Source organism: Enterobacter adelaidei (genome assembly GCF_041937165.1).
GTDB classification, from domain to species: Bacteria; Pseudomonadota; Gammaproteobacteria; order Enterobacterales; family Enterobacteriaceae; genus Enterobacter; species Enterobacter adelaidei.
This window is the reverse complement of record NZ_CP154353.1, coordinates 4,286,146-4,310,494: the sequence shown is the minus strand read 5'-3', so window position 1 is coordinate 4,310,494 and position 24,349 is coordinate 4,286,146. Positions and strand designations below refer to the sequence as shown.

Sequence of the window (24,349 nt, the reverse complement as noted above, 5' to 3'; positions counted from 1 at the left end):
AGGCGGAGTCACTGATATGAATGCACCTTTTAGCTACTCTTCACCCACACTCAGCGTTGAGGCGTTAAAGCACTCTATCGCCTACAAGCTGATGTTTACCATCGGGAAAGATCCGGTCATCGCGAACAAACACGAGTGGCTGAACGCCACCCTGTTTGCCGTGCGTGACCGTTTAGTTGAACGCTGGCTGCGCTCCAACCGTGCCCAGCTCTCACAGGAAACGCGTCAGGTTTATTACCTGTCGATGGAATTTTTGATTGGCCGCACACTTTCCAATGCGCTGTTGTCGCTCGGTATTTATGACGACGTCAAAAACGCCCTGGAAGAGATGGGGTTAGATTTAGAAGAACTGATTGACGAAGAGAATGACCCGGGTCTCGGTAACGGCGGCCTGGGACGCCTTGCTGCCTGCTTCCTGGATTCGCTGGCGACGCTGGCGCTGCCGGGGCGTGGTTACGGTATTCGCTATGACTACGGCATGTTCAAACAGAACATTGTCGACGGACGTCAGAAAGAGTCGCCGGACTACTGGCTGGAGTATGGCAACCCGTGGGAGTTCAAGCGTCACAATACGCGTTACAAAGTGCGCTTCGGTGGACGTATCCAACAGGAAGGGAAAAAATCCCGCTGGGTGGAAACCGAAGAGATCCTGGCCGTGGCCTATGACCAGATCATCCCGGGCTACGACACTGACGCAACCAACACGCTGCGCCTGTGGAGCGCCCAGGCCAGTAGCGAAATTAACCTCGGTAAATTCAACCAGGGTGACTACTTCGCGGCGGTGGAAGATAAAAACCACTCCGAGAACGTGTCCCGTGTCCTTTACCCGGATGACTCAACCTACTCCGGGCGTGAGCTGCGCCTGCGCCAGGAGTATTTCCTGGTGTCCTCGACGATTCAGGATATCCTGAGCCGTCACTACCAGCTGCACAAAACCTACGCCAACCTGGCGGAGAAAACCGCGATTCACCTCAACGACACCCACCCGGTGCTCTCCATTCCTGAGCTGATGCGCCTGCTGATCGACGAACATAAGTTCAGCTGGGATGATGCGTTTGAAGTGACCTGTCAGGTGTTCTCATACACCAACCACACGCTGATGAGCGAAGCGCTGGAAACCTGGCCGGTGGATATGCTCGGCAAAATCCTGCCGCGCCATCTGCAGATCATCTTTGAGATTAACGATTACTTCCTCAAGACGTTGCAGGAGCAGTACCCGAACGATACCGGCCTGCTGAGTCGTACGTCGATCATTGATGAGTCGAACGGCCGCCGTGTGCGCATGGCCTGGCTGGCGGTGGTGATCAGCCACAAGGTTAACGGAGTGTCCGAGTTGCACTCAAACCTGATGGTACAGTCGCTGTTTGCTGACTTTGCGAAGATCTTCCCGACACGTTTTTGCAACGTGACCAACGGCGTGACGCCACGACGTTGGCTGGCGCTGGCCAATCAGCCGCTCTCTGAGGTGCTGGATGAGAATATCGGTCGCACCTGGCGTACCGATTTGAGCCAGCTGAGCGAGCTGGAACAGCACATTGATTTCCCGACGGTCAACAAAGCCGTGCGTGAAGCCAAGCTGCTGAACAAAAAGCGTTTGTCAGTATATCTTGCATTACACCTGAACGTAGTCGCCAACCCGAAAGCGCTGTTCGATGTGCAGATCAAGCGCATCCATGAGTACAAACGTCAGCTCATGAACGTGCTGCATGTGATCACCCATTACAACCGCATCAAGGCCGACCCTACGGCTGAGTGGGTGCCACGGGTGAAGATCTTTGCCGGCAAGGCAGCTTCCGCCTACTACATGGCCAAGCATATCATTCACCTCATCAATGATGTGGCGAAGGTGGTCAACCTGGATCCGGAAATTGGTGACAAGCTGAAGGTGGTTTTCATCCCGAACTACAGCGTCAGTCTGGCGCAGCTGATCATCCCGGCGGCGGATCTCTCTGAGCAGATTTCCACGGCAGGTACCGAAGCGTCCGGTACCAGTAACATGAAGTTTGCCCTTAACGGCGCGCTGACCATTGGTACGCTGGACGGGGCGAATGTCGAGATGCTGGAGCATGTCGGTGCAGATAACATCTTTATCTTCGGTAACACAACGGAAGAGGTCGAAGCGCTGCGTAAGCAGGGTTACTCGCCGCGTAAATATTACGAAGAGGATGAAGAGCTACGCCAGGTATTGACGCAAATCGCCACCGGCGTGTTTAGCCCTGACGAGCCTGGCCGCTATCGTGACCTGGTAGATTCGCTGATTAACTTTGGCGATCACTATCAGGTGCTGGCGGATTATCGCAGCTACGTGGATTGTCAGGATAAAGTGGACGAACTGTACCGGCAGCAGGAGAAATGGACCATTGCCGCGATGCACAACATCGCCAATATGGGGTATTTCTCGTCAGACAGGACCATCAAAGAGTATGCCGAGACGATCTGGCATATTGATCCGGTGAGGTTGTAAAAACAAAGCCGGGTGGCGGCTTCGCCTTACCCGGCCTACTTGATCCCGTAGGCCCGGTAAGCCGTAGCGCCACCGGGCATTTTTTCACATCAGGACGCCAGCGACAGCTCACGCTTCCCCGCATTTTGCAGTAACCACTGCGCCACGCGAGACTGCTGCTCGGCATCCAGCCACATCCCTTCTTTAGTACGACGCCAGATGGCGTCATCCAGGCGGCGCACCCACTCATGTTCAACCAGATAACGCAACTCGGCTTCATACAGTTCATGGCCGAAATGTTCGCCCAGATCGGCAATCTCTTTGGCTTCACCCAGGATCCACTCCGTGTTGCTACCGTAAGTACGGGCATAATGGCGTGCCATCCCTTCGGTGATGAACGGATAGCGGCGACGCAGCTTCGCGGCATAATCATCGCGGTTATCCCCGATATCTCCGCCAGGCAGCACGGCACCTTTGGTCCATGCCGGGCCAATGCCTTTATAATACGGCACCAGTTTTTCCAGCGCGTGCTCGGCCAGCTTACGATAAGTGGTGAGTTTGCCGCCAAACACCGACAGCAGCGGTGCCTGCCCATCTACGTCGTGAATATCAAGCGTATAGTCGCGGGTGATGGCCTGCGGTGAATCCGATTCGTCATCGCACAGCGGACGCACGCCGGAGTAAGTCCAGACCACATCATTACGAGACAGCTGTTTCTTAAAGTGCGCGTTGTACACTTTCAGCAGGTAGTTGACCTCGCTCTCGTCGATCTCAACGTTTTTCGGATCGCCTTTGTACTCCACGTCGGTGGTGCCAATAATCGAAAACTCGTCCATCCACGGGATCACAAACACGATGCGCTTATCTTCGTTCTGCAGAATATAAGCCTGCTTCTGGGTATGTACGCGCGGCACCACAATATGGCTGCCTTTGATCAGGCGAATACCGTATGGCGAAGGCAGGTGCATGCCTTCGTCAAAGAACTGTTTCACCCACGGACCGGTGGCGTTGACCAGGCCGCGTGCTTTCCAGCTGAATTTCTCGCCGGTATCGATGTCTTCCGCGTCGACAATCCACAGACCGTTTTCACGACGAGCAGAGGTCGCGCGGGTGCGGGTTTTCACCTCGCCGCCTTTCTTCACCACCATCTGTGCGTTCGCCAGAACCAGACGTGCATCGTCTACCCAGCAATCGGAATATTCGAATCCGCGCACGATTTCAGGTTTAAGGACCGATTCTGAACCAAAACGCAAACCGTTCGAACCCGGCAGACTGGTGCGTTTACCCAGGTGATCGTACATAAACAGACCGATTCGGATCATCCAGGCCGGACGCAGATGCGGGCGATGGGGCAGGCGGAAACGCATCGGAATCGCCAGATGCGGTGCCATTTTCAACAATACTTCACGTTCAGCCAGCGCTTCGCTGACCAGGCGGAATTCGTAGTGTTCCAGGTAGCGCAGGCCACCGTGAATCAGTTTGGAGCTGGCGGACGACGTCGCACAGGCGAGATCGTTAGCTTCCAGCATCAGTACGGATAATCCGCGTCCTGCGGCATCGACCGCAATACCGGCACCGTTGATGCCACCGCCTATCACAATCAGATCTTTGGTTTCCATAACACCCTCATGCACTTTCGTTAAAGCTCAGAAATGTTCGATATCGCTCATAATAGCAAAGGAACGCGCTTTTGGTAACATCAAAAAAACAATTTAGAGTGATATGGATAACATAATGGCGTTTACCCGCCGCCAGGACGTACACTACGGGGTAAAATAGTGCCGTTGACCAATGTAAAGAGAACACCATGGATCAGTTTGAATGTATTAACGTAGAAGAAGCCCATCAGAAGATGCACCAGGGAACGGCGGTGCTGGTGGACATCCGCGATCCGCAGAGTTTTGCGATGGGCCACACGCCGGGCGCGTTCCATCTTACCAACGACACGCTGGGCGCGTTTATGCGCGATAACGACTTCGACACACCGGTGATGGTCATGTGCTACCACGGCAACAGCAGTAAAGGTGCGGCGCAGTACCTGCTTCAGCAGGGTTATGATGCGGTATACAGCGTCGACGGCGGATTCGATGCATGGCATCGCCATTTCCCGGCAGAAGTTGAGTACGCGTTTGAGCGCTGATCCCGCTATACTGTCCCCTTTTGTGTGGAAATAAGCGACCGCTACCCATGTTGATGATCACCTCTTTTACCAACCCGCGTGTCGCCCAGGCGTTTGTCGACTACATGGCGACGCAGGGTGTTATTCTGACCATCCAGCAACATACTCAGACCGATGTCTGGCTGGCCGACGAGAGCCAGGCAGGGCGGGTAAACGAGGAGCTGGCGCGTTTTCTTGAGAACCCCGGCGACCCGCGCTATCTGGCTGCCAGCTGGCAATCTGGCCAGACGGGCAGTGGGTTGCATTATCGTCGTTTTCCTTTCTTTGCCACCGTGCGTGAACGTGCAGGGCCGTTTACGCTACTGCTGATGGCGGCCTGTATTGTCGTCTTTATCATTATGAACGTGGTAGGTGACCAGAGCGTGATGATCGCTCTGGCGTGGCCGTACGACCCCTCTCTGGAGTTTGATGTCTGGCGCTACTTTACCCACGCGCTGATGCACTTCTCGGTGATGCACATCCTCTTTAACCTGCTGTGGTGGTGGTATCTCGGCGGTATCGTTGAGAAGCGGCTCGGCAGCGGCAAGCTGATCGTTATCACCATTATTAGCGCCCTGCTGAGCGGCTATGTGCAGCATAAATTTAGCGGTCCGTGGTTCGGTGGGCTGTCTGGCGTGGTATACGCCCTGATGGGCTACGTCTGGCTTCGCGGGGAGCGCGACCCGGAAAGCGGCATCTATTTGCAACGCGGGCTCATAACCTTTGCGTTAATATGGCTAATTGCCGGATGGTTTGATCTGTTTGGTATGTCTATCGCCAATGGTGCACACGTCACTGGCCTGGTTGTCGGGTTGGCAATGGCCTTTGCCGATACGCTCCATGCGCGAAAACGAACATAATTCTCAGGGATAATTGATGAAACAAACACAACGTCATGACGCCATTATCGAACTGGTAAAAAAACAGGGATACGTCAGTACTGAAGAGTTGGTTGAGCAGTTTGCCGTCAGCCCGCAAACCATCCGTCGTGATCTGAACGATCTGGCCGATCAGAACCGTATTCTGCGCCACCACGGCGGGGCGGCGCTGCCGTCCAGCTCGGTCAACACCTCCTGGCACGATCGTAAAGCCACGCAGACGGCAGAGAAAGAACGCATTGCCCGTAAGGTCGCCAGCCAGATCCCGAACGGGGCGACGCTGTTTATTGATATCGGCACCACGCCGGAAGCGGTCGCCCATGCGCTGCTGGATCATGAGAACCTGCGCGTGGTCACCAACAACCTGAACGTCGCCAACACCCTGATGCAGAAAGACGATTTCCGCATTATTCTCGCGGGCGGCGAACTGCGAAGCCGCGACGGCGGGATTATCGGCGAAGCGACCCTCGACTTTATCTCTCAGTTCCGCCTCGATTTTGGCATTCTCGGGATCAGCGGCATCGACAGCGACGGCTCGCTGCTGGAGTTTGATTATCACGAGGTGCGTACTAAGCGCGCGATTATTGAAAACTCACGTCATGTGATGCTGGTGGTAGACCATTCGAAGTTTGGCCGTAATGCGATGGTAAACATGGGCAGCATCAGCATGGTGGATGCGGTGTATACAGACGTGATGCCGCCGGCGGGCGTCATGCAGGTGATTAAAGATAATAATTTGCAGCTGGAATTGTGCTAGGAATTGTGTCGGGTGGCGCTGCGCTTACCCGACCTACAAAACTCCGTATGCCCGTGCAAGCGTAGCGCCGCCGGGCAATGAATTACACTCCGTACCCCATCATCTTCAACAATCGCTGCGCATGCTGCACCGCATCCTGACGATGCGCCACGCCCAGCTTTTGATACAGGTTGCGGATATGCGTTTTGATGGTGGTCGCAGCAACCGCCAGTTCACCCGCAATTTGTTCATTGCTATAGCCGGAGTAGATCAGCCCCAGTACCTGCCATTCACGCTGGGTGAGCGGGCTGGTGCGGATAAGCTCCGGTACTTCCGGGTGGTTCAACAGACGTTCGACAAAGTTCTCATCGAAATGCGCAAACTTATGGCGATGGTGCTGGTTGATTTCGCGCAAAATACGTTGAGCGCGATGCTGATCGAGTTCCGGCAGCGTATTAAGCTGAATCAACTGACGCAGCTGCTGCGCCATCACTTCACCTTCAATCACAAAGTGGCTGATAAACCCGGTGCGGTTCGCGAGTTGCAGCGCTTCCAGCAGTACACGCTGAGCATCATTTTTACGACCCGCCTGCCAGTAGAGCTGGTTCAGCAGCAGCAGGTTGCGGTTCAGATCGCTCATCAGACGCAGGCCGCGCGCGTTCTCGTTCAGCTCTTCCAGCACAATCTCCGCGGGCTCTAATTCACCGAGCAGGATCTGCGCGCGGGCAATGTTGCGCCACTGGCTCTGCAGGAAGTGGTTGTTAGCAAATTCCGGTTTTGGCGTCTGACGCAGCCAGTTGGCGGCGGATTTTTTATCGCCTGTCATTTGCCAGTAAATCACCCGGACCTTATCGGCGTTCGATACCCAGTCGCTATGATACTGACCGTTGCCCAGCAGGTTTTCGAGACGGTTAAGATGATTACGGGCGTTATCGAGATCGCCGCGCGCCAGCGAGCACTGCACCAGCAGCGCCAGACACTGCAACTGTTGCTGTGGCTGGAAGCCAGAAAGCACGTCCACACCCTGGCGGGCGCAACTTTCAGCTTCATCCAGACGTGACCATGCCCACAGGAGCTGAGCGCGAATACGCAACAGGAACTCGTGCATCGGCAACTGTTCCAGATGCTGTTCCCGAATCAGCTGGAAGGCTTTTTCCTGATTTTCCCAGGCAGCCTGCAGGAACCCCTGAGCGAACAGAATTTCGCTTTGCTGGATCAGGCTCCACAATGCGTAGTGCCAGACATCATGGCGCCGTGCCATTTGTTCCGTTTGCTGCATCAGCGAAAGGGAGCGCGTCAGCTCGCCTTTGCAGTGCAGCACTTCACCGTGTACCGACGTGGCAACGATCCGGCTGTAGAAGTTGGCCAGCGGCAGTTCATCCAGTGCGACCATCGCCAGGCGCTCGGCTTCATCCGGGTCGCCGTCGTTAATCGCGACCTGGGCCCGCAGGGCGTTAAATTCACCGTGCAGGGGCGTGTCCATGTTGCTTTCCATCTCCTGCTCCGCACGTGCCAGCAGGGTATTCACTTCGCTATAGCGATGTTGGCTCTGCATCAGCCAGGCCTGCAGCAACACCAGACGCGGGTTCTCCAGTAGACTTTCCCACGGCAGCGCTTTGAGGGACTCTTCAAGCAACGTCAGTTCGCTGTGGTTGAACAAGCCCCACGCATGGTTGAGGAGAATATCACGCAGCATGTTGGCATCACCTGCGGCCAGCGCATGATGGATCGCCTCGCTCGGGAAGCCTTGTGCCATCCAGCTTTCGGCGGCAGCGCGATGAATTTCCGGCAGTTCAACCGCAAGCTCCCACTGGCAACGCTGGCGCAGGAAACTGCCAAACAGCGGATGGTAGCTGAACCATTCGCCGGGATCGTCCATACGCGTCAGGAACAGGCCCTGACGTTCAATTTCTTCAAGCTGTAGCTGGCCGTTTTCGCAGCCCGTCACGCGCACAATCAGCGCGTCGTTCATGGAACGCAGCAGGGAGCTTTTCAGCAGGAAGTTACGGGTAGACGGATCGACGCTGTCCAGCACCTCATCCACAAGATAATCAGAAAGATGGCTGGCATTGATCCCTGCCAGTCGACGCGCTGACTGATGCGCCGGGCTGTTGTTTTGCCGGGCAGAGAGGGCAATTAACTGCAGTGCAGTGGCCCAGCCTGCGACATCGTCACACATCCGGCTGCTTTCTGATGCCTCAATGGGGGAGGTCAGACGGCAGTCAAAGAACTGTTTCGCTTCCTGATGAGTAAAAGCCAGCTGCTGGCTGCCCACTTCCAGAAGTTGATCGCGCACGCGCAGGTTGGCAATACCCAACTGCGGCAGGTTTCGTGACAGTACCACCAGAGTCAGGTTTTCCGGTTGATGGCGCAGGAAGAAACGCATCGACTCATGAATTACCGGGTTAGTGATGAGATGGTAATCATCAATCACCACATACAGTGGGCGATGCCATTCGGCCAGTTCAATAAACAACTGAGAGAAAAGGGAGGACAGGCTGGCGTACTGGCGCTTTTGCACCATCACCTCACTGGCGACGCAGTGTCCATTGGTTGCCTGTTGAATAGCGGCAATCAAATAGCTGGCAAAATGCTCTTGCTGGTTATCGCCCTCATCAAGGGAGTACCAGCCAAGATCGCTCTTACCTGCTGCCCATTGAGAAATGAGCGTTGTTTTTCCATAACCTGCAGGGCTCGTAACCAGCGCCAGTCGGAAATTATGCGCGCCGGAAAGTTTAGCCAACAGGCGCTCGCGGACCACTGTATGGTCAAGGCGAACCGGGCGACTTAATTTAGACGGAATCAACATAGGTTTCACTTCACTGTGGGGAACGAGAGATTTTATTTTTTTTGCGCTTCGTAATTAATACGATATAAGGTCGGCCAGAAAGAGAACTATTGCAAGTTATGTCTGGATTTGGTGGCTCTGAATTTGCACTCTGTCACAAAACATTCAGACAGATGATGGAACTTTCTGGAATGGGCTTTAACACCGCGTCAATGCTGGCTTGTATGGTTCTGGTACGGCTGCGCTGAAACTGGTTTCAGAAAGGGATAGTGACGTCAAATGTAATAAAGTTCGGGTAAAATTATAAGTGATTAATAATCTCCTTAGTTATTACCCGATTGCAGAAATATTATTCTACGTAAGTAATCATTTCAGAGGGGTTTAATTAACCCCCGAAACTGCATTTCATTTCTTTGACATTCTCCCCGGTTACTTTTTTATCTTCAGGGCACACTCGAACTATGCTCTGAGAGTGGCCTCGATCACATTTTCATGCTCATCCCCGCTACTCATCCCTGTCTAATCCCCCACAGGAGGAGGAAGAGGTGAAATGAGCCAGGCACACTAGCGCCAACTTGTGTTTTCTTTCTAAAGGATGCCGATCCCCTATGTCACAGCCTACCTTCAACAAAGCTCAATTCCAGGCTGCCCTGACGCGTCAGTGGCAGCGTTTTGGCCTTCATGCGGCAAACGAAATGACGCCTCACCAGTGGTGGCAGGCGGTGAGTGGTGCGCTCGCGGAACAGCTGGATGCTCAGCCTTTGGCAAAGCCGGTGAAAAACCAGCGACACGTGAACTACATCTCGATGGAATTCCTGATTGGCCGTCTGACGGGCAACAACCTGCTGAACCTTGGCTGGTATCAGGACGTTGGTGATGTGCTCAAAGAGCATGACATTAATCTGACCGACCTGCTTGAAGAAGAGATTGACCCCGCGCTGGGTAACGGTGGACTGGGACGTCTGGCTGCCTGCTTCCTTGACTCCATGGCGACCGTTGGCCAGTCAGCAATTGGCTATGGTCTCAACTACCAGTACGGCCTGTTCCGTCAGTCATTTGCCGATGGTCATCAGATGGAAGCGCCGGACGACTGGCACCGCAATACTTACCCGTGGTTCCGCCACAACGCGCAGCTGGATGTGCAGGTCGGGATTGGCGGGAAAGTGACGAAGCAAGGTCTCTGGGAACCGGCATTCACCATTACTGGCGAAGCCTGGGACCTGCCGGTGCTGGGTTACCGTAACGGCGTGGCGCAGCCTCTGCGTCTGTGGCAGGCGAAGCACGCGCATCCGTTCAACCTGACCAAATTCAACGACGGCGATTTCCTGCGCGCTGAACAGCAAGGTATCGACGCCGAAAAACTGACAAAAGTCCTCTACCCGAACGACAACCATCTGGCGGGTAAAAAACTGCGTCTGATGCAGCAGTACTTCCAGTGTGCCTGTTCCGTGGCGGATATCCTGCGTCGTCATCATCTGGCAGGCCGCAAGCTGGCGCAGCTGCCTGATTTCGAAGTGATTCAGCTCAACGATACACACCCGACGATCGCAATCCCGGAACTGCTGCGCGTGCTGATCGACGAGCATCAGCTGAGCTGGGATGACGCATGGGCCATCACCAGCCGCACATTCGCTTACACCAACCACACCCTGATGCCAGAAGCGCTGGAGTGCTGGGACGAGAAGCTGGTGAAAGCCCTGCTGCCGCGTCATATGCAGATCATCAACAAGATTAACGACAGCTTTAAAGTGCTGGTGAAAAAGACCTGGCCTGGCGACAAAGAAGTCTGGGCGAAGCTGGCAGTGGTTCATGACAAACAGGTGCGCATGGCGAACATGTGCGTGGTAAGCGGCTTTGCCGTAAACGGTGTGGCAGCGCTGCACTCGGATCTGGTGGTAAAAGATCTGTTCCCGGAATATCACCAGCTGTGGCCGACTAAATTCCACAACGTGACCAACGGCATCACGCCGCGTCGCTGGATCAAGCAGTGCAACCCACTGCTGGCAGGGCTGCTGGACAAAACCCTGAAGAAAGAGTGGGCCAACGATCTGGACCAGCTCATCAACCTGGAAAAATACGCCGACGACGCGAAATTCCGCGAGCAGTACCGTGCGATCAAGCGGGAAAACAAAGTTCGCCTGGCAGCGTTTGTCAAAGCGCGTACCGGAATTGAGATCAACCCGAATGCCATTTTTGACATTCAGATCAAACGCCTGCACGAGTACAAACGTCAGCACCTGAATCTGCTGCACATTCTGGCGCTGTACAAAGAGATCCGCGAGAACCCACAGGCTGACCGCGTACCACGCGTGTTCCTGTTCGGTGCGAAAGCGGCGCCGGGCTACTACCTGGCGAAAAACATTATTCTGGCCATCAACAAGGTTGCTGAAGCTATAAACAACGACCCGAAAGTGGGCGACAAGCTTAAGGTCGTATTCCTGCCAGATTACTGCGTCTCGGCGGCTGAAATGCTGATCCCAGCGGCGGACATCTCTGAGCAGATTTCTACGGCGGGTAAAGAAGCATCCGGTACCGGCAACATGAAGCTGGCGCTTAACGGCGCGCTGACGGTTGGCACACTGGACGGTGCAAACGTTGAAATCGCAGAGAAAGTGGGTGAAGAGAATATCTTCATCTTCGGTCATACCGTGGAAGAGGTGAAAGCCATCAAGGCCAAAGGCTATGACCCGGTGAAATGGCGTAAGAAAGACAAAGTGCTTGATGCGGTGCTGAAGGAACTGGAAAGCGGTAAATACAGCGACGGCGACAAGCACGCGTTTGACCAGATGCTGCACAGCATGGACAAGCATGGCGGTGACCCGTATCTGGTGATGGCGGACTTCACAGCCTATGTCGACGCACAAAAACAGGTTGATGTTCTGTATCGCGACCAGGAAGCCTGGACCCGGGCGTGCATTCTGAATACCGCCCGCTGCGGTATGTTCAGCTCTGACCGCTCAATTCGTGATTATCAGGCCCGTATCTGGCAGGCAAAACGCTAAGGAAGCGCGATGGAGAGTAAACGTCTGGACAGTGCCGCACAGGCGGCGGGAATTAGCCTCAGTTACATCAATGCGCACGGCAAACCGCAGTCTATTGGTGCGGACACCAAAAGACGTTTGCTGGATGCCATGCACAAAACCGACGCGAAAGCGTCGGTTGCTCCGGTGCCGAATGTGAATGTTTTCACTTCAGGCAAAAAGATGTCGCTGGCGGTGGAGGGGCGCGGTGAATTTAGCTGGCTGCTCACCACCGAAGAGGGGCATCAGCACAAAGGCCATGCCACCGGCGGCAAAATGCTAAACCTTCCGGCAAAACTGCCGGAGGGCTATCATACCTTAACGCTCACCCAGGACGACCAGCGATACCCTTGTCGGGTGATTGTGGCACCAAAACGTTGCTATGAACCGCAGGCGTTGCTTGAAGGTAAAAAGCTGTGGGGCGCCTGTGTGCAGCTCTATACGTTGCGTTCCGACAGCAACTGGGGCATCGGTGATTTTGGCGACCTGAAAAAAATGCTGGCATCGGTGGGGGAGCGCGGCGGCGCATTTATTGGTCTTAACCCTATTCACGCACTCTATCCGGCCAACCCGGAAAGTGCCAGCCCGTATAGCCCGTCGTCCCGTCGCTGGCTGAATGTCATCTATATCGACGTTAACGCGTTAGATGACTTCAAAAACAACAAAGAAGCGCAGGCATGGTGGAAGCTTCCGACCACCCAGCAGATGCTGAAGCAGGCTCGTGACGCAGAATGGGTTGATTACTCGACGGTTACCTCGCTGAAGATGGCGGCTTTACGCCTGGCGTGGAAAGGTTTTGCCCGGCGCGATGATGGGCAGATGGCGGCTTTTCGTCAGTTTGTTATCCAGGAGGGCGAAAGCCTTTACTGGCAGGCGGCATTTGATGCTTTACACGCGTATCAGGTGAAAGAGGATGAAATGCGCTGGGGCTGGCCGGTATGGCCGCAAGCGTATCAATCTGTTGATACCCCGGAAGTGAAAGCGTTCTGTAAGAAACATGCAGACGAGGTGGATTTCTACCTGTGGCTGCAGTGGCTGGCGTACAGCCAGTTTGCTGCCTGCTGGCAGGTAAGCCAGGGCTACAAGATGCCGATTGGCCTGTATCGTGACCTGGCCGTGGGTGTAGCTGAAGGCGGGGCGGAAACCTGGTGTGACCGTGAGCTTTACTGCCTGAAGGCCTCTGTGGGCGCACCGCCTGATATCCTTGGCCCGCTCGGTCAGAACTGGGGATTACCGCCGATGGATCCGCACGTGATGGCGGCGCGTGCTTACGAGCCGTTTATCGACCTGCTGCGCGCTAACATGCAGAACTGCGGGGCGTTGCGTATCGACCATGTGATGTCCGTGCTGCGTCTGTGGTGGATCCCATACGGTGAAACGGCGGATCACGGTGCGTATGTGCAGTATCCGGTTGACGATCTCCTGTCAATTCTGGCGCTGGAAAGTAAGCGCCATCAGTGCATGGTGATCGGTGAAGATCTGGGTACTGTGCCAGTGGAGATTGTCAGTAAACTGCGTGATAGCGGTGTGTATTCCTATAAAGTGCTCTATTTTGAAAACGACCATGAGAAAACCTTCCGCGCGCCGAAAGCGTACCCTGAACAGTCAATGGCAGTCGCGACGACGCATGATCTTCCTACGCTGCGTGGCTATTGGGAAAGCGGTGACCTGACGCTTGGCAAAACGCTGGGGCTGTATCCAGATGAAGAGGTATTACGCGGTCTGTATCAGGATCGTGAGCTGGCGAAACAGGGCTTGCTGGATGCGTTGCATAAGCATGGCTGTTTGCCGAAACGTGCCGGGCATAAAGCGTCGCTGATGGCGATGACCCCGACGCTCAACCGTGGCTTGCAGCGCTATATCGCTGACAGCAACAGCGCTCTGCTGGGTCTGCAGCCGGAAGACTGGATTGATATGGCCGGGCCGGTGAACATTCCGGGAACCAGCTATCAGTACAAGAACTGGCGTCGCAAGTTGTCCGTGAGCCTTGAGAAGATGTTTGCTGATGATGGGGTGAACAAGCTGATTAAGGATTTGGATAAGCGCAGACGAGCAGTAGTGAAGAAGAAATAAAAAAGAACCCGCCAGTTGGCGGGTTCTTTTTTTACATCAGATAACCATATTCAACAGCAGAACCCCGACCAGACCACACACTGAAATAATGGTTTCCAGCGCAGACCAGGACTTGATGGTTTCACCGATAGTCAGGTTGAAGTACTCCTTGAACAGCCAGAAGCCCGGATCGTTTACGTGAGAGAAAATCACGCTACCGGAACCGACTGCGATAACCATCAGCTCAGGGCTAACACCCGTCGTGGCAATCAGCGGCGCAACGATACCACCGGCGGTGATGGCGGCCACGGTCGCAGAACCGAGTGCAATACGCAGAACCGCGGCGATAGACCAGGCCATCAGGAGCGGTGACACGTTAGTTTCATGCATCATGGCCGCGATGTATTTATCCACGCCGCTGTCGACCAGTACCTGCTTGAACGCACCGCCACCGCCGATGATCAGGAGCATCATGGCAATGATTTTGATGGAGGAGGTCAGCGTGTCGTTGATCTGATCCATTGAACGACCACGGTTCAGACCAAAGGTGAACATCGCGATCAATACCGCAATCAGGGTTGCCATCACCGGGTCACCCAGGAACTCCGCAACGGACAGGAACGGGTGACCTTTCGGCAGGATCATCTCTGCCACGGCACGCATCGCCATCAGGATAACCGGCACCAGAGAGGTCCAGACGCTGACGCCAAAGCCAGGCATCTCTTCTTCGGTGAAGGTTTTTGCGCTGTACAGACCTTCCGGGATTGGCTTATCAATGCCTTTCAGGAAGCGGGCATACACCGGGCCTGCCAGGATCACTGTTGGGATAGCGAGAATTGTGCCGAACAGCAGCGTTTTACCCATATCGGCGTGGAAGATGGTCGCGATAGCGGTTGGACCCGGGTGCGGTGGCAGGAAGCCGTGTGTGACGGACAACGCCGCAGCCATTGGTACACCGACATACAGCAGAGGGATGTTTGCCGCCGCCGCAATGGTGAACACCAGTGGCAGCATCAGCACAAAGCCCACTTCATAGAACAGCGCGAAACCGACGGTAAAACCGGTTAAAACCACCGCCCACTGGATGTTCTTCTTACCAAATTTGGCAATGAGCGTGGTGGCAATACGTTGAGCACCACCGCAGTCCGCCAGCATTTTGCCGAGCATGGCACCGAAGCCCATGATCAACGCCAGGCTGCCGAGCGTCCCGCCGACACCGGCTTTAATGGAGCTGATGACTTTCACCAGCGGCATCCCTTGCATCAGACCGACTGCAAGTGCCACCAGAACCAGAGCGATAAATCCGTTCATTTTGAAACGGATCATCAAGAGCAGTAATAACATAACACCGATAGCAACGATGACTAATGGCATGATTTACCTGGCCTTTGAATTGTTATGGGTAACGTCATTGTTTCAACGACAAATTCCGATTGTCCCAACTGGGAACAGAGTGATTACGGCACTAGTACTGATACCTTGGAAACCAATAAGTTTAGTCGGCTGTTATGAGAGTGCTTAGTGCCCACGAGAATGATACGGGTAACATGATGTGATTGAGAATCACCCTGGGAGGCTAAATTTGAATTATGAGACGCAGGTCAACATATGGAGGGAATGAAGGGGGAGAAGCGAAGCCCGGTAAGCGCAGCGCCACCGGGCGATACAGACGGGCACTGAATCAGTAGTAAGAGTGCTCGCCGCGCTGGTGCTCGGTCAGATCACGCACGCCTTTCAGTTCCGGGAATTCGTTCAGCAGCTGCTTTTCGATCCCTTCTTTCAGGGTCACATCGACCATGGAACACCCGTTACAGCCGCCGCCAAACTGCAGAATGGCGAAGCCTTCGTCGGTGATTTCCATCAGGGAAACACGCCCACCGTGGCCTGCCAGCTGTGGGTTGATTTGGGACTGCAGAAGATACTCTACGCGCTCCATTAGCGGCGCATCGTCTGCCACTTTACGCATTTTCGCGTTCGGCGCTTTCAGAGTCAGCTGAGAACCCAGCTGGTCGGTGACGAAGTCGATCTCCGCATCTTCAAGATACGGTGCGCTCAGCTCATCAACGTAGGCGGTGAGCTGTTCAAATTTAAGGGCTGTGTCAGTTGCTTCTACCGCATCCGGCGGACAATAAGAGACACCACATTCTGCATTCGGAGTGCCTGGATTGATCACAAACACGCGGATCTGCGTCCCTTCTTCCTGATTTGCCAGCAGTTTGGCAAAGTGCGCTTGTGCAGAATCGGAAATACGGATCATAGCTTTGGCCTAATAGTTGACTAAATTACCTGGGTATAATCATACGCCCATTGAAGAAGGGCTACAAGGTACGGCACAGACACCATACCTGAACCGACGCGGCGCCGCTTCGCAAAAGCAGTCGGGAAAGTTCAGCAACGGTACTGCCTGTGGTGACGACATCATCCACAATCGCGATATGGAGGCCTTTGACCGCTAATTCAAGGCGAAAGGCATTTTTGAGGTTTCTTTTGCGAAGCCGGGCGTTGAGCTGATGCTGGATGGCGGTGGCATGGACACGCGTGAGCGCAGAGGCATCATACTCACAGCCGAGCCAGCGGGCGAGTGGGCGACAGAGCAGGTCACTCTGGTTGTAGCCGCGCCGCCAGTGTCGGCGTCGGTATAAGGGGACATTCACCACCCTGTCGATTTTCGGCAGGGTGCGGCTACGACGAGCCTGTAACACCGCCAGCAATAACAGGCGGGCGAGAGGTTGCGCCAGCGAACTCTGACCGGAAAACTTCAGGGCGTGAATGAGCCTGTTCAACGGTGGAACATAATCATCCACCGCCACCAGCGCGCTCCAGGGCGGGGATTTTTTCAGGCAGCGTCCGCAGGGTATATGTCGGCTCGTGGCCGGTAAACCACATTGTGGGCAGACCGTGAGACGTCCTTCCAGCGACCGCGTGCAGACGGAACAGATCCCCCACCCACTGAGTGTAAGTGGCATTTGGCATAGCCAGCACAAGCCAGGCACTGTTAGCATGTGCAACCTCCATGTGAAATAAAGAGAACAGTAACTGATGAAGACGCTGTGGTGGCAGACTGTAGGGACAGGAAATTGCCATCTTGTGCTGCTGCACGGATGGGGCCTGAATGCGGAAGTATGGAATTGCATAAACGAGGAATTGGCCTCGCATTTCACGCTGCATCTGGTGGATTTACCGGGTTTTGGTCGCAGCCGTGGTTTTGGCCCTATGTCGCTTGATGAGATGGCGCAGCAGGTTCTTGCCGCCGCGCCACAAAACGCTATCTGGCTGGGCTGGAGCCTGGGCGGGCTGGTAGCAAGCCAGATTGCGCTCTCCCGACCAGAACGCGTGAGCGCGCTGGTGACCGTGGCCTCGTCGCCATGCTTTAGTGCGCAAGCGTCGTGGCCGGGTATAAAACCGGATGTGCTGGCGGGCTTCCAGCAACAGCTGAGTGAAGATTTTCAGCGGACCGTTGAACGGTTCCTCGCATTGCAAACGATGGGGACCGAAACCGCACGTCAGGATGCGAGAGCATTGAAGCAGACCGTGCTTTCCCTGCCGATGCCGGACGTGGCGGTGCTTAACGGTGGTCTTGAGATCCTGAAAACGGTTGACCTGCGTGAACCGCTGTCTGCGCTGACGATGCCGCATCTGCGTATCTATGGCTACCTCGACGGACTGGTTCCACGGAAAGTGGTTCCATTGCTGGATTCGCTCTGGCCGGAAAGTGAATCGCAGATCATTGCCAAAGCGGCGCATGCCCCGTTTATCTCTCATCCGGCGGAGTTTTGCTCAGCGCTCATTGCGTTAAGTCAACGTTTAGACTGATTAATTTCTATCCAGCCTGGAAAAAGTCTTACACCGCAACCATACTCCAGATGTCGTTGCGGTGGTTCTGCCTACGACAATCAAAACAACAATCCTAAGGAGAGTCAGGCTATGAAACTTGTTACAGGTATTGTCACTTCTCTGGTTATTGGGTCACTTTCATTTGGCGTCTTTGCGGCAAAAGAGCTGGAAAAAGATAAAGTTGCCGGGATGAATCTGACCAAAATTGGTGAGATTTCTACGTCTGACACCACCGCGCCGATGGACGCTCGCAGAGAGTTGTCGAAAAAGGCGGATGAACTGGGCGGGACGTACTACGTGGTGACCAGTGCGAATAAAGATACAAAAAACGTGCGCGCAACGGCGGAAGTCTATAAGTAATACGATAAAGCCGGGCATCTCTGCCCGGCTTTATTAACGCAAGGCCCACCACTCCTTGAGGCAGGCTTTACCTTCCGGGCAGCTTTTACAACTGCCGGAGAGACAGCCGTCCGCGTCTTCCTGAATCCGCACGGCTTTCCCCATGGCTTCCAGCCTTTCCAGCATGGCATCGATCATCGGCTGCGGCGTATGCAGGCTGAGGCTCAGTTGTTTCGCCTCCATCCGCCCTTGTAATGCCAGCAGATCACGAACCTGAATCAACGATGCCATGGCTTACTCCTTAGTGACAGTCACCCGCCGGGCTGCTGCAACAAGTGGCGGCGGTTTTACGGTTTGCCAGCAGGTCGATATCGACGCGGCTTCGTGCCCGGCGTAGCAGACTGATAACTAACACGTTAAAGAGGACAACTGCCAGAATACAGACCAGGCTATAACGTGGGTGCTGGCTAAAGTTAACGGTCTGGTAAAAGAGCGTCGCCAGCGAGTAAGCAATGTTTAACCCCCACAGAATGGAGAATCCCATCCAGCCACGGCTGGACTCACGGGAAATCGCCCCCATCACGGAGATGCACGGAATATAGAGCAGGACAAAGATGAGGTAGCTGTAAGCTGCAGACTCGCTGCCAAACTTCTCACTCATCACGCCCATAGCCCCCGTCGCCATTTCACCGTCGCCTTTGCTGGCTTCAATAGGGTTTGCCAGCACGCTCAGGCTGAAGGTGTCTTTCAGGCTCTGCCAGGTTTCCTCTACTGCACCCAACAGTTCGTTACCGAGGTGAAACTCTGCCGGATTAAATTCCTGCTCCTGAATGTTCTCAGCGGTGTAAAGCGTGTTCAGGGTGCCGACAACCACTTCTTTTGCCATCGCACCCGTGAACAGGCCAACCGTCGCCTGCCAGTTATCCTCATGCACGCCAATCGGTTTGAAGACTGGCGTGATGACGCGGCTGACGGAGGCAAGAGCAGAATCGTTGATGTTATCTGCCGCCTGTCCGCTGAGGGTGAAGCTGTTCAACGCGCTCAGGAAAATGCTGACGATGACAATTACCTTACCGGCGCGCAGCACAAAGCCTTTCAGGCGCTGCCAGGTCTGGATCGCCAGGCTTTTTAGATGCGGCACGTGATACACCGGCAGCTCCATCACAAACGGCGACGCTTCACCGCGCATGATGGTGTGCTTCAGCATCAGACCGGTGAGGATCGCCATCACAATACCCAGCACATACAGCGAAAAGACCGCCAGCGCGCCCTGTTGGCCAAAGAAGGCTGCCGCAAAAACCGCAAAGATGGCCAGGCGCGCACCGCAGGACATAAACGGCGCCATCATGATGGTCATCAGACGTTCACGCGGCGCATCAAGGGTGCGCGCGCCCATCACCGACGGCACGTTACAGCCGAAGCCAACAATTAGCGGGACGAAGGATTTGCCCGGCAGACCAAGAGCCTGCATCAGACGGTCCATGACAAACGCCGCGCGCGCCATGTAACCGGAATCCTCCAGGAAGGAGAGGAACAGATACATCATGCCGATTTGCGGCACCAGTGGCAGAACGGTGTTGATACCGCCACCGATCCCCTGGGCCAGGAAAATGGTTAGCCATTCCGGGAAGTGCAGGGTGTAACCCACCCACTGAATACCGTGTACGAAGACCGCGACGGAGCCCGCATCGAAAATAGGCTGCAGCGCGCCACCGATGTTAATGGCAAGCAGGAACATTATGTACATCACCAGCAGGAAGATCGGCAAACCCAGGAAACGGTTAAGCACAATCTTGTCTACCGCAGCGGTAAAACGGCTCGGTTCCGCCGTAAGGGCGTTACTGACAACGTCGCAAATCGAGGCAATTGTCTGGTAACGTGCATCGGCGATGTGCAGGGCTGGGTCATCCAGCTCGTCGCTAAGACGGGCGATTGTGACATCCAGTTTATCTGCCGCATGCCCGGCGTATGCACGGCTGTAGATATCCCCTTCCAGCATCTGCAGGCCGAGCCACAGACGCTGTTTTGCGGGCATGCTTTTGTCCATTTCCTCTGCCAGCAGACCGGCTTCGTGCAGAAGTGGTTGCGCGTAATGCACCAGCTCAACGTCGCGATTCCCCGCATGACGGTCAATCGCCAACTTCAGGGCATCAATGCCGCGAGCACGCGTCGACACCAGCGGAACCACCGGGCAACCCAGGCGTGCGGAGAGGGCATCGACGTCGATACGCAGCTTTTGTTTCTCCGCAATGTCGAGCATGTTAAGCGCCACGATGCAGGGAATACCCAGTTCCAGCAGTTGCAGCGTCAGATAGAGGTTACGCTCAAGATTGGAAGCATCGACCACGTTGATCAGGAGATCCGCGTCGCCGCCAAGAATATAGTGGCAGGCAATTTGCTCATCGAGCGAGGTTTGCGACGAAATGGTGGTTAAGGAGTAGGTGCCGGGAAGGTCAACCAGCGTCACCTGGTTGTCTGTCGTCGTGAACTGGCCTTCTTTACGCTCAACCGTCACACCTGCCCAGTTACCCACGCGCTGACGCGCTCCGGTTAACTGGTTAAATAACGTGGTCTTGCCGGAATTTGGATTACCAATTAAGCCAATAGTTAATTTTTTCATTTTAGTAGACTCACTGAAACCGCTGGCTTGTTATTGAGATAAGGCTTCGACTTCTATTAATGCGAGGTCTTTCTTACGCAGCACCAAATTCACGCGGCGGGTTTCGATATGAACGGGATCACCTAACGGGGCAACGCGCACGACCTGGAAAGACGAGCCGGGTAGCATGCCCAGTGACAGCAGCTTTTGCCGATAGGCCGGGCTAATTTCACGGGTAAAACCGGTAATTTTCCATGCACTGTCTGGAGTGAATTGCATAATGCCTGATCCCACGAAGGTTAAATAATCTACTATGCGATGATAATGAGAATAGTTTGTATCAGCAATAATAAAACTGTGACGGAATGTTGTTTGCGGGATTAATTTACGGCCTGTTTGACCTTGCTCAATATTTGCTGAATATGCGGCGACGAGAGAAGCGGCCTATTTGTTAATGGCGTGCTAATTATTGGTTTAAATAAAGGAGTGAGAGAATATACCGTACTGCGCGATCCCCTCTCCCCTGTGGGGAGAGGGTGAGAGGTTAGCGTTTTTTACCCATCGCGGCCGCCAGCGCATCCATCATCGCGCTGTTGCCTGCAGGCTGAGTATCACGCCCACGCGGTTTCGCGGCTTTAGCGGCCGGGCGCTGCTGCTCGCGGCCACCACCATTGCCGCTACGGCGCGCGTTGGTTTCGCCGGGTTGTTCATCCAGACGCATGGTCAGGGCAATTCGTTTGCGCTGTAAATCCACTTCCAGCACTTTGACCTTCACGATATCGCCCGCTTTGACCACGGTGTGCGGGTCTTCAACGAACTTGTCGGCAAGGGATGAGATATGGACCAGGCCATCCTGATGCACGCCGATATCCACAAATGCGCCAAAGTTGGTGACGTTGGTCACCGCGCCTTCCAGCACCATGCCTGGCAGCAGGTCGTTCATGGTCTCGATGCCGTCGGCAAAGGTCGCGGTTTTGAACTCAGGACGTGGATCGCGGCCCGGTTTTTCCAGCTCTTTGATGATGTCAGTGACGGTTGGCACACCAAATTTATCGTCGGTGAAATCCGCGGCTTTCAGGTTGCGCAGCGCACTGTTATCACCCATCAGGTCTTTCAGTGCCTGTTGAGTGGCAGCCAGAATGCGTTCTACCACCGGGTACGCTTCCGGGTGAACGGTTGAGGCATCCAGCGGGTTATCACCGTGGTTGATGCGCAGGAAGCCCGCACACTGCTCAAAGGCTTTCGGTCCCAGACGGCTCACCTTCAGCAGTTGCTGACGGTTCTGGAACTGACCGTTCTCATCACGCCAGGCGACGATGTTCTGCGCCATCATGCGGGTTAAGCCTGCAACACGGGTCAACAGGGGAACTGAGGCGGTATTCAGGTCTACACCGACGGCGTTTACGCAGTCTTCCACCACCGCATCCAGCTTACGGGCGAGCTGAGTCTGGCTCACGTCGTGCTGATACTGGCCCACACCGATGGATTTCGGGTCAATCTTCACCAGTTCTGCCAGCGGATCCTGCAGACGACGAGCGATAGAGACCGCGCCGCGCAGAGAAACGTCCAGGTCCGGGAACTCCTGCGCCGCCAGTTCAGATGCGGAATAGACGGATGCCCCCGCTTCACTGACGATCACTTTCTGCGCCGTTACTTTCGGGAATTGTTTCTGCACGTCGAGGTAGAAACGTTCGGTTTCGCGGGACGCCGTACCGTTGCCGATAGCAACCAGCTCCACGTTGTATTTCTCGCACAGTGCCGCCACTGCGACAGCCGCTTTCGCTGCCTGGCCAGTGTGTGGATAGATGGTGTCGGTTGCCACCAGCTTACCGGTGCCGTCAACTACCGCCACTTTTACGCCCGTACGCAGACCCGGATCGAGCCCCATGGTGGCGCGAAGGCCCGCCGGGGCGGCCATCAGCAGGTCGTGCAGGTTGCGGGCAAACACATTGATCGCTTCATCTTCGGCGCGCTCGCGCACGGTGCCCATCAGCTCGGTTTCGAGGTGCATCAGCACTTTGATACGCCACGTCCAGCTCACCACGCCTTTACGCCAGCTGTCCGCCGGGGCGTTGTTCAGACGCAGGCCGAGGTGATCGATGATGATCTGCTCGCAGTGGCTCTCTTTCGGCGGCTCGTCAAATTGAGGGTCGGCATTCAGGGAAAGCTGCAGCACGCCTTCGTTGCGGCCGCGGAACATTGCCAGCGCACGGTGAGACGGGGTCGTTGAAATCGGTTCGTGGTGATCGAAGTAGTCGCGGAATTTCGCGCCTTCGTCCTCTTTACCCGCGACGACGGTCGAGACGATGTGGGCATTCTTCCACAGGTAATCACGTACTTTGGCGAGCAGGGCGGCGTCTTCGGCAAAGCGTTCCATCAGAATATAACGCGCGCCGTCGAGGGCGGCCTTGGTGTCCGCTACGCCTTTGTCAGCGTCGATGAATTTCGCCGCTTCGGTATCTGGATCGTGGGAAGGTTCGTTCCACAGCAGGTCGGCCAGCGGCTCAAGACCCGCTTCAATCGCAATCTGCCCGCGCGTGCGGCGCTTTGGTTTGTACGGCAGATAGAGGTCTTCGAGTTCGGTTTTGCTCAGGGTACCGTTAATAGCGTTTTCCAGCTCGCTGGTCAGTTTACCCTGTTCGCCGATGGATTTGAGGATCGCCTGGCGACGTTCTTCCAGTTCGCGCAGATAACCCAGACGGGTCTCCAGGTTACGCAGCTGTGTGTCATCCAGACCGCCGGTGACTTCCTTACGATAACGTGCAATAAACGGCACGGTGTTCCCTTCATCAAGCAGGCGAACGGCAGCTTCTACCTGTTCGGCTCTGGCCTGAAGTTCACCCGCAATAATGCGGCAGAGCGAATCTTTCATCATGGCTTTATCATCTTGTGGGTCAAAAATCAGGGGATAGTTATACGGGCTGACACGGCAAAATGCCAGCCGGGGAGGGCGCTCTCGGACTATTTTACGTACTCGATCTCATTGACGTACCAGCTGGCTTCACCGCCGGGTGTCTGAACGACGGCTAAATCGCCCACTTCCTTTTTCAACAGCGCACGGGCCATCGGGGAGTCGATGGAGATGTAATCCTTTCGACCAAAAATTTCATCGTAGCCGACGATGCGAAAACGCAGGGTATCGCCGTTATCGTTTTCAATCTCCACCCATGCGCCGAAGAACACTTTGCCTTCCTGCTGCGGGGAGTAATCGACAATTTTAAGGTTCTCAAGGCATTTCGTCAGATAGCGTACCCGACGGTCGATCTCACGCAGCCGCTTCTTGTTGTACTGATAATCAGCATTTTCGCTGCGATCGCCGAGGCTCGCAGCCCAGGTGACTTTTTTCGTCACTTCAGGACGCTCTTCGCGCCACAGGTAATCCATCTCTTTTTTGAGTTTTTCGTACCCTTCGCGGGTGATCAGGGGCGTTTTCATGGTAAAGCCTTTGCTGCCGGTTTTCTGTCTTGCGCACAATACGTACCGCACAGTGTAACAGACAGGA

The 24,349-nt window shown here is 55.0% G+C and carries 18 protein-coding genes; 8 read left to right on the top strand and 10 right to left on the bottom strand.

What is annotated here, in order from left to right:
* Positions 1-16: 16 nt before the first annotated feature.
* A complete protein-coding gene (gene glgP / locus AAHF05_RS21005; protein ID WP_049005380.1) occupies positions 17-2,464 on the top strand; it encodes a glycogen phosphorylase in 2,448 nt (815 codons plus the stop codon).
* Positions 2,465-2,553: 89 nt separating this feature from the next.
* Here the strand turns inward: glgP and glpD are convergent, their stop codons facing one another.
* Positions 2,554-4,062, bottom strand: a complete 1,509-nt coding sequence (glpD, locus tag AAHF05_RS21000) for a glycerol-3-phosphate dehydrogenase (RefSeq protein ID WP_028018040.1) — start codon at positions 4,060-4,062, stop codon at positions 2,554-2,556.
* Positions 4,063-4,250: 188 nt separating this feature from the next.
* Between glpD and glpE the strand changes: the two genes are divergently transcribed.
* Genes glpE through AAHF05_RS20985 form a run of 3 tightly spaced genes read left to right on the top strand, consistent with a single transcriptional unit; the run spans position 4,251 to position 6,236 of the window.
* Entirely contained in the window at positions 4,251-4,583 is a 333-nt protein-coding gene (glpE, locus tag AAHF05_RS20995) for a thiosulfate sulfurtransferase GlpE (RefSeq protein ID WP_014885552.1), read from the top strand.
* 47 nt (positions 4,584-4,630) lie between these two features.
* On the top strand, positions 4,631-5,461 hold the full coding sequence (glpG, locus tag AAHF05_RS20990; RefSeq protein WP_028018039.1) for a rhomboid family intramembrane serine protease GlpG: 831 nt from the start codon (positions 4,631-4,633) through the stop codon (positions 5,459-5,461).
* 16 nt (positions 5,462-5,477) lie between these two features.
* Positions 5,478-6,236 (top strand): DeoR/GlpR family transcriptional regulator, encoded by a 759-nt coding sequence (locus AAHF05_RS20985; protein ID WP_008503060.1) that lies wholly within the window; start codon positions 5,478-5,480, stop codon positions 6,234-6,236.
* 82 nt (positions 6,237-6,318) lie between these two features.
* Here the strand turns inward: AAHF05_RS20985 and malT are convergent, their stop codons facing one another.
* Positions 6,319-9,024: an HTH-type transcriptional regulator MalT gene (gene malT / locus AAHF05_RS20980; RefSeq protein WP_129324590.1), complete on the bottom strand. Its 2,706-nt coding sequence runs from the start codon at positions 9,022-9,024 to the stop codon at positions 6,319-6,321.
* A 587-nt stretch (positions 9,025-9,611) separates the two neighbouring features.
* Here malT and malP point away from each other — a divergent pair.
* Both malP and malQ read left to right on the top strand, forming a co-directional pair.
* Entirely contained in the window at positions 9,612-12,005 is a 2,394-nt protein-coding gene (gene malP, locus AAHF05_RS20975) for a maltodextrin phosphorylase (RefSeq protein WP_129324591.1), read from the top strand.
* Positions 12,006-12,014: 9 nt separating this feature from the next.
* Positions 12,015-14,096: a 4-alpha-glucanotransferase gene (gene malQ, locus AAHF05_RS20970; protein ID WP_129324592.1), complete on the top strand. Its 2,082-nt coding sequence runs from the start codon at positions 12,015-12,017 to the stop codon at positions 14,094-14,096.
* Between the two features lie 36 nt (positions 14,097-14,132).
* Here the strand turns inward: malQ and gntT are convergent, their stop codons facing one another.
* The 3 genes from gntT to gntX all read right to left on the bottom strand — a co-directional run bounded on the left by gntT (position 14,133) and on the right by gntX (position 17,077).
* On the bottom strand, positions 14,133-15,449 hold the full coding sequence (gene gntT, locus AAHF05_RS20965) for a gluconate transporter (protein WP_129324593.1): 1,317 nt from the start codon (positions 15,447-15,449) through the stop codon (positions 14,133-14,135).
* A 307-nt stretch (positions 15,450-15,756) separates the two neighbouring features.
* On the bottom strand, positions 15,757-16,332 hold the full coding sequence (gene nfuA / locus AAHF05_RS20960; RefSeq protein ID WP_028018035.1) for a Fe-S biogenesis protein NfuA: 576 nt from the start codon (positions 16,330-16,332) through the stop codon (positions 15,757-15,759).
* A 61-nt stretch (positions 16,333-16,393) separates the two neighbouring features.
* A complete protein-coding gene (gene gntX / locus AAHF05_RS20955) occupies positions 16,394-17,077 on the bottom strand; it encodes a DNA utilization protein GntX (RefSeq protein ID WP_128348361.1) in 684 nt (227 codons plus the stop codon).
* Between the two features lie 37 nt (positions 17,078-17,114).
* Here gntX and bioH point away from each other — a divergent pair, with 37 nt between their 5' ends.
* Together bioH and AAHF05_RS20945 are read left to right on the top strand one after the other, a co-directional pair.
* On the top strand, positions 17,115-17,888 hold the full coding sequence (bioH, locus tag AAHF05_RS20950; RefSeq protein ID WP_129324594.1) for a pimeloyl-ACP methyl ester esterase BioH: 774 nt from the start codon (positions 17,115-17,117) through the stop codon (positions 17,886-17,888).
* A gap of 111 nt (positions 17,889-17,999) precedes the next feature.
* A complete protein-coding gene (locus AAHF05_RS20945) occupies positions 18,000-18,269 on the top strand; it encodes a YdgH/BhsA/McbA-like domain containing protein (protein WP_129324595.1) in 270 nt (89 codons plus the stop codon).
* Between the two features lie 33 nt (positions 18,270-18,302).
* Here AAHF05_RS20945 and feoC read toward each other — a convergent pair whose 3' ends face one another.
* The 5 genes from feoC to greB all read right to left on the bottom strand — a co-directional run bounded on the left by feoC (position 18,303) and on the right by greB (position 24,282).
* Entirely contained in the window at positions 18,303-18,539 is a 237-nt protein-coding gene (feoC, locus tag AAHF05_RS20940) for a [Fe-S]-dependent transcriptional repressor FeoC (RefSeq protein WP_028018031.1), read from the bottom strand.
* A 10-nt stretch (positions 18,540-18,549) separates the two neighbouring features.
* Positions 18,550-20,868 carry a Fe(2+) transporter permease subunit FeoB gene (feoB, locus tag AAHF05_RS20935; RefSeq protein ID WP_129324596.1) on the bottom strand — a complete coding sequence of 773 codons (2,319 nt, stop codon included), beginning with the start codon at positions 20,866-20,868 and terminating at the stop codon, positions 18,550-18,552.
* 30 nt (positions 20,869-20,898) lie between these two features.
* Complete coding sequence (gene feoA / locus AAHF05_RS20930) at positions 20,899-21,126, bottom strand: ferrous iron transporter A (protein ID WP_010436417.1); 228 nt, start codon at positions 21,124-21,126, stop codon at positions 20,899-20,901.
* A gap of 265 nt (positions 21,127-21,391) precedes the next feature.
* Positions 21,392-23,722 carry a Tex family protein gene (locus tag AAHF05_RS20925; protein ID WP_028018029.1) on the bottom strand — a complete coding sequence of 777 codons (2,331 nt, stop codon included), beginning with the start codon at positions 23,720-23,722 and terminating at the stop codon, positions 21,392-21,394.
* 86 nt (positions 23,723-23,808) lie between these two features.
* Positions 23,809-24,282 carry a transcription elongation factor GreB gene (gene greB / locus AAHF05_RS20920; protein WP_028018028.1) on the bottom strand — a complete coding sequence of 158 codons (474 nt, stop codon included), beginning with the start codon at positions 24,280-24,282 and terminating at the stop codon, positions 23,809-23,811.
* Between the last annotated feature and the right edge of the window lie 67 nt (positions 24,283-24,349).

Excerpts from the sequence above, each read along its gene's own strand:
- glgP (WP_049005380.1), top strand. The coding sequence starts at position 17 with ATGAATGCACCTTTTAGCTACTCTTCACCCACACTCAGCGTTGAGGCG.
- glpD (WP_028018040.1), bottom strand. The coding sequence starts at position 4,062 with ATGGAAACCAAAGATCTGATTGTGATAGGCGGTGGCATCAACGGTGCC.
- glpE (WP_014885552.1), top strand. The coding sequence starts at position 4,251 with ATGGATCAGTTTGAATGTATTAACGTAGAAGAAGCCCATCAGAAGATG.
- glpG (WP_028018039.1), top strand. The coding sequence starts at position 4,631 with ATGTTGATGATCACCTCTTTTACCAACCCGCGTGTCGCCCAGGCGTTT.
- AAHF05_RS20985 (WP_008503060.1), top strand. The coding sequence starts at position 5,478 with ATGAAACAAACACAACGTCATGACGCCATTATCGAACTGGTAAAAAAA.
- malT (WP_129324590.1), bottom strand. The coding sequence starts at position 9,024 with ATGTTGATTCCGTCTAAATTAAGTCGCCCGGTTCGCCTTGACCATACA.
- malP (WP_129324591.1), top strand. The coding sequence starts at position 9,612 with ATGTCACAGCCTACCTTCAACAAAGCTCAATTCCAGGCTGCCCTGACG.
- malQ (WP_129324592.1), top strand. The coding sequence starts at position 12,015 with ATGGAGAGTAAACGTCTGGACAGTGCCGCACAGGCGGCGGGAATTAGC.
- gntT (WP_129324593.1), bottom strand. The coding sequence starts at position 15,449 with ATGCCATTAGTCATCGTTGCTATCGGTGTTATGTTATTACTGCTCTTG.
- nfuA (WP_028018035.1), bottom strand. The coding sequence starts at position 16,332 with ATGATCCGTATTTCCGATTCTGCACAAGCGCACTTTGCCAAACTGCTG.
- gntX (WP_128348361.1), bottom strand. The coding sequence starts at position 17,077 with ATGCTAACAGTGCCTGGCTTGTGCTGGCTATGCCAAATGCCACTTACA.
- bioH (WP_129324594.1), top strand. The coding sequence starts at position 17,115 with ATGAAGACGCTGTGGTGGCAGACTGTAGGGACAGGAAATTGCCATCTT.
- AAHF05_RS20945 (WP_129324595.1), top strand. The coding sequence starts at position 18,000 with ATGAAACTTGTTACAGGTATTGTCACTTCTCTGGTTATTGGGTCACTT.
- feoC (WP_028018031.1), bottom strand. The coding sequence starts at position 18,539 with ATGGCATCGTTGATTCAGGTTCGTGATCTGCTGGCATTACAAGGGCGG.
- feoB (WP_129324596.1), bottom strand. The coding sequence starts at position 20,868 with ATGAAAAAATTAACTATTGGCTTAATTGGTAATCCAAATTCCGGCAAG.
- feoA (WP_010436417.1), bottom strand. The coding sequence starts at position 21,126 with ATGCAATTCACTCCAGACAGTGCATGGAAAATTACCGGTTTTACCCGT.
- AAHF05_RS20925 (WP_028018029.1), bottom strand. The coding sequence starts at position 23,722 with ATGATGAAAGATTCGCTCTGCCGCATTATTGCGGGTGAACTTCAGGCC.
- greB (WP_028018028.1), bottom strand. The coding sequence starts at position 24,282 with ATGAAAACGCCCCTGATCACCCGCGAAGGGTACGAAAAACTCAAAAAA.